At 42.5% G+C, this 3550-nt stretch carries 5 protein-coding genes and 1 pseudogene; 5 read left to right on the forward strand and 1 reads right to left on the reverse strand.

The features are described 5' to 3' along the window. Positions 1 to 340 precede the first annotated feature (340 nt). From IM479_RS08495 to IM479_RS08510, 4 genes are all read left to right on the forward strand, one after another. Positions 341 to 883, forward strand: coding sequence for a hypothetical protein (locus IM479_RS08495; RefSeq protein ID WP_287687760.1), 543 nt, complete (start codon positions 341 to 343; stop codon positions 881 to 883). Further along, positions 876 to 1238 carry a PEP-CTERM sorting domain-containing protein gene (locus IM479_RS08500; protein ID WP_287687762.1) on the forward strand — a complete coding sequence of 121 codons (363 nt, stop codon included), beginning with the start codon at positions 876 to 878 and terminating at the stop codon, positions 1236 to 1238. The genes IM479_RS08495 and IM479_RS08500 overlap by 8 nt, the downstream gene beginning before the upstream one ends. Positions 1239 to 1385: 147 nt before the next feature. Beyond that, positions 1386 to 1676 (forward strand): DUF433 domain-containing protein, encoded by a 291-nt coding sequence (locus IM479_RS08505; RefSeq protein WP_149978467.1) that lies wholly within the window; start codon positions 1386 to 1388, stop codon positions 1674 to 1676. Then, a complete protein-coding gene (locus IM479_RS08510) occupies positions 1676 to 2041 on the forward strand; it encodes a DUF5615 family PIN-like protein (protein ID WP_287687765.1) in 366 nt (121 codons plus the stop codon). The genes IM479_RS08505 and IM479_RS08510 overlap by 1 nt, the downstream gene beginning before the upstream one ends. A gap of 310 nt (positions 2042 to 2351) precedes the next feature. On the opposite strand, the gene IM479_RS08515 is transcribed toward IM479_RS08510, so the two are convergent. Beyond that, positions 2352 to 3266 carry a hypothetical protein gene (locus IM479_RS08515; protein ID WP_287687766.1) on the reverse strand — a complete coding sequence of 305 codons (915 nt, stop codon included), beginning with the start codon at positions 3264 to 3266 and terminating at the stop codon, positions 2352 to 2354. Between the two features lie 111 nt (positions 3267 to 3377). On the opposite strand from IM479_RS08515, the pseudogene IM479_RS08520 reads away from it, so the two are divergent. Continuing rightward, positions 3378 to 3550, forward strand: a pseudogene (locus IM479_RS08520) (IS701 family transposase); the annotation flags it as partial.

Genomic DNA, 3550 nt, shown 5'->3' on the forward strand with positions numbered 1-3550 from the left:
CATAATAAATATTGGCAGAAGATTAAAGATTAGTTATTGTGACTAACTCTTTTGATTAGAAAAAGATAAACTTGAGAATCTTCGGTCAAATTTATTGACTCAAAATCCGCTGTACTTAATTTAAATGAATCAACCCTAGGGGCTAGGGGGGATCGAACCTAAAAATCAAATTTAGGCTTGTTTTATGATCCTTGCCCTCCTTTTTGCCACTAAATCCCACTTTATCCCACAAAAATGATTTTATCAGAAAATCCAAAATGGCCACAAATTCCCACAGACAAAACCAAAGTGAACATCTAGATTGTAAGAATCACTTAGTTTTTTGGACTTTTATTAAGTTATGAACAGGACACTAGGCCATTATATCAGCGTAGGGATCGGATTGGGTGCGATCGGGGTAGCTTTCCCCGCACAGGCCGCCTCTTTTCAGGGGTTAGGGGACTTATCTGGGGGGAGTTTCTATAGCTACGCTAATGGGGTATCAGCAGATGGGTCTGTTGTTGTTGGTCGAGGTAGTAGTGCTAATGGTAATGAGGCATTCCGTTGGACGCAAGGGACGGGCATGGTAGGACTAGGGGACTTGTCCGGGGGGAGTGTTTTTAGCGATGCAAGGGGAGCATCAGGAGATGGGTCTGTTGTTGTTGGTTACAGCATAGGTGCTAATGGTGGTGAGGCATTCCGTTGGACACAACAGACGGGGATGGTAGGACTAGGGGACTTACCGGGGGGGAGTTTCAGTAGCTACGCTGATGGAGTATCAGCAAATGGGTCTGTTGTTGTTGGTTATGGTAATAGTGCTAATGGTAATGAGGCATTCCGTTGGACGCAAGGGACGGGAATGGTTGGACTAGGGGACTTGTCTGGGGGGATTTTCAGTGGGTAGTGCTTTGGGAGTATCAGAAGATGGGTCTGTTGTGGTTGGTTATGGAAATAGTGCTAATGGTAATGAGGCATTTATCTGGAATAGTAGCCAAGGGATGCGGAACTTAAAACAGGTTTTAACTAATGATTATGGTTTAAATTTAACGGGTTGGACTTTGAGCGAGGCGACTGGAATTTCCGCGGATGGACTGTCTATCGTGGGATGGGGAATTAATCCTAGTGGTAATAATGAAGCTTGGCTCGCTCGTTTAGATGGACAAACTAATCCCCCCAATCCATCTGTACCGGAGCCTAGTTCTATTTTAGGGTTAGGGCTGTTTTCTCTGGTGGGTTTTTTAATTAAGAAATGGTCATAATCTAACCTAACTTTGATGAGAAAGTCCATAAATTACCTATTTTTGGCATCTCAATCAGTTAGCGTCTAAATCATTGAAAGGGGGGCTTTTTTGTTGTTCGGATGTATCAATCGAGCTACAATGAGAGGGACTTCTTTAGGCGAAAATATGGCTACAGGCATCGATATTAGCGAATTTATTGTTGCTAGTCCGGATATTTGTAATGCTCGTCCCCGGATCGCAGGAACTAGAATCACGATTCAAAGTTTAGTCATGGATCATAAAACGGGAATGAGTGCCGAAGCGATCGCTAAGGAGTATCCTCAGTTAAATCTGGCTCAAATTTATAGCGCTCTAGCGTATTATCACGCGAATAAAGAACAGATAGAGGCCGATATCGATGCTTACCGAGCGGATTGTGAAGACTGGGAATCCCGATATCGAGCCGGTGAATTGTAATGAGTCAAATCCGTCTCTACCTTGATGAAGATGCGGGTCAACGCTCGGTCGTGGAAGCTTTGCGGAATCTGAAGATTGATGTAATTACCACTTGGGAAGCGAAAAACATTCAGCTACCCGATCCCGATCAACTGGTTTGGGCAACCCAGCAAGGTCGGGTAATTTATACTTTTAATGTAGGCGATTTTTGTCGATTGCATAAATCCTATATGACGCGCTCGATCAGCCATACGGGAATTATTGTGGCCGCAAAGCAAAGATATTCCGTGGGAGAACAGGTAAAGGCTCTTGCCAATTTAATCGCTACCCGCTCTGCCGAAGATATCAAGAATAAACTCGTCTTTTTAGGGGATTATCTAGAATAGAAGGCGGTCAGTAAGGTATAGCCATTTCAATTAAAATTGAGAATATTAATCCCAGAGTTCACAAGGGTTTTGTCGGTCTAGAGTGTATCAGACTTATCTGAAATGACTATAACTGGCTCTTCGTTACTTGTTATGGTTCGATAGGGGGGTATAAATCGACTAAATCCTTATCTGGGAAGAGACTTAATTGATTAGTTCGCTCTAGATCAAAAACAATTGACAAAAATCGCTAAATGCCTTTCTATATAAGGGTTACATCCCTTATAACCCCCGTCCCTTGCATAAAACAAACTGAAGAACCTTAATTAATTTATTCAGAGAGGAATCGTCTGATTAAATCTTCCCGTGAAGACTCTAACAAAAGGCGACTAGACTCCATCGGTGATAACTTGAGCAACTCATCAATAACTTTTATCAAAGACTCATCCAATTCTCCAAACCTCACTTGCATTAAATTTTCAATAATTTGTCGTTGTCCTTGTTGAAGTCCTTGTTGAAGTCCTTGTTGAAGTCCTTCCCGTTTGGTCGCCTCTTTCCACTCTAAATAAGATTGAGATAAAGCCATAAATACCTCCCTATCTTCTGATTCTAAAAGATTGTTAATTTCAACACTCACACGCCAACTGATCAATAATTCCATGACATTTTGACGGAAGGAATCGCCAAAAGGCAACTCAAGCAACTCTCTCACCGCTTGGCTTTGGGTTTTCCCTCGTCCCAACAATCTTAACAGTAAGGTGTCTGGGGTAATAGGTAACTGATTAATCGCTATAATTGCCGTTCGGTGAGAGGGAGATAAAAAGTAAATCCCTTCTGTCCAGTTTTCTAGTTCTAATTTAGCATCAAAACCCTCTAGGATGTGCAAACTAATAGAAGTAGCCAAAATCCACAATTTAGGTAGGTTATCCTCGTTTAACTCAGTTTTTTCCCGTTTCCCTTTCCGTTGAAGTTCAGCGAAAATCGAAAACAATTTTAAGATACAGTTGCGAATTTCCGTTCGATTGGGAGCATTGCGAAAAGGCTCAAGCAAAGTGCTTGTTGTCACCATTTGCCCTAAAAGACCTAAAGATTGAGCATTTCCCCGCATATTAGAGTGAGGAGAGAAGAAAACATCCACCTGACGGGTTTCATCCGCCACTTCTTTGCTAACTTCCACCTTTCCCAGGGGAGACAGCAATTCTTCTAGGTATTGTTTGGCAAATTGATCGTGAGGTTGTCGAGTCATCGAAAATTTTGGGTGGGAAACCCCGCCGTTCTAGTGGGACTTAAACGCTCAACAAAGGTCCAATCGAGTATAATCGTTACAGAGTAAGCACTTTACGTTGAGAAATCGGCGATGAAAGAGACAACCCCAGCCGCGATGCCCCGTGCTTTGACCGATGGTGTCGGCGGTTTGACAATTGCTTCAAGAGCGAAGCGCAAAAAAACGGGTTCAGACAATATTTAGGAGGATTATTAGGGGAAAGTGAAAGGAAAAATCTAACTCAAATGGCCAATAATGCCTTCGGA

The organism is Microcystis sp. M165S2 (genome assembly GCF_020245885.1).
In the GTDB taxonomy this organism is placed as follows: Bacteria; Cyanobacteriota; Cyanobacteriia; order Cyanobacteriales; family Microcystaceae; genus Microcystis.